This is a genomic window from Phocaeicola sp. RTP21198st1_B8_RTP21198_201120, assembly GCF_040929485.1.
Lineage (GTDB): Bacteria > Bacteroidota > Bacteroidia > Bacteroidales > Bacteroidaceae > Phocaeicola > Phocaeicola dorei.
Map to the genome: position 1 here is coordinate 299 of NZ_JBCOCI010000306.1, position 1,236 is coordinate 1,534.

1 protein-coding gene is annotated in these 1,236 nt (G+C 40.3%); it reads right to left on the reverse strand.

Going from position 1 to position 1,236, the window contains the following annotated elements; genetic code table 11:
• Window positions 1-1,236 (reverse strand): arylsulfatase (locus AB5935_RS25725; RefSeq protein ID WP_368327840.1); only part of this gene is annotated, 1,236 nt, incomplete at both ends.

A 1,236-nucleotide genomic window follows, 5' to 3' on the forward strand; every position in this document is an offset into this window, starting at 1 on the left:
CCAAATCAGCAGGCTTATTGGGGTATCCCCATCCGCCTGAACCTCCATTAAAAACTAGTTTAAGTTGTGGTGTGCGTAGAGACAAATATCCTTTCCCTGATTCATAAATAAGGTCCTTTCGGGTAGAAGTCCCTTCTTTACTTAATATAGGCCACATACTGTAACTATCTACAGCCTCTTCAGTTTTTAGTTTATGATTGACCATTTGTGCAAAGGTCGCATAGAAATCGGTAAGAGAAACAAGGGAATTACTTATTTTATTCGAGAACTTCCCTTTCCAAGATACTATTAGAGGAATTCTGTGTCCTCCTTCGTAAATATCTGTTTTATATCCTCTGTAAATATAACTGGGAAAATGACCTTGCTTTTCCATTTCTTTTACGCCGATATAAGGAGCACAGCCATTATCAGAAGTAAAAATAATGATAGTATTATCCAATTGGTTATTTTTCTTCAATGTTTCCACGATTTGTTGTACCATATCATCTATCATGACTACAAAATCTCCGTAGGCTCCTATTGTTGTTTTACCTTTATATTTGTCTGACGGCAACACTGGTGTGTGTGGTGCTGTAATAGGCAAATATAGGAAGAATGGTTTTTTACTGTTACGCTGTTTGTCAATATAGTCTATACTATGACGTATTATGTTTGGTAGACAATCCTGTGGATCAAAGCCGGCTCCTGCCACTCCTCCGTGCATTAAACCGAGTCCCTTCTGCGGTTCAATGATATGGTCGGGAAGAGCAGTTACTTTATCGTTTTCTACATAAACGTGTGGAGCTGTTCCGAGTGAAGCAGGTATGCCGTAAAAATAATCGAATCCTCTGTCCGTAGGACCATTCTTGATAGGGAGTGAGAAATCCACATCCTGTTTGTTTTTGGCATTTTGAGGATATGCCCAATCCCAGCCTAAATGCCATTTTCCAATACAAGCAGTGTTGTAGCCGTTCTCAGAAAACATTTGGGCGATTGTACGGCGGTCGGGAGTAATCATGGCTGGAGAGAATCCATTCAATACTCCACTTTTCATAGTTGTTCTCCAAGGATACCTTCCAGTGATAATGGAATAGCGTGAAGGAGTAGAGAGCGCGGAAGATGAATGGGCATCCGTAAAGGAAATTCCGGAGTGTGTCAAATTATCAATGTTTGGGGTGTGGATTTTGGATTCCGGATTGAATGCTGAAATATCTCCATAGCCTAAATCGTCTGCTAATATGAATATCACATTGGGCG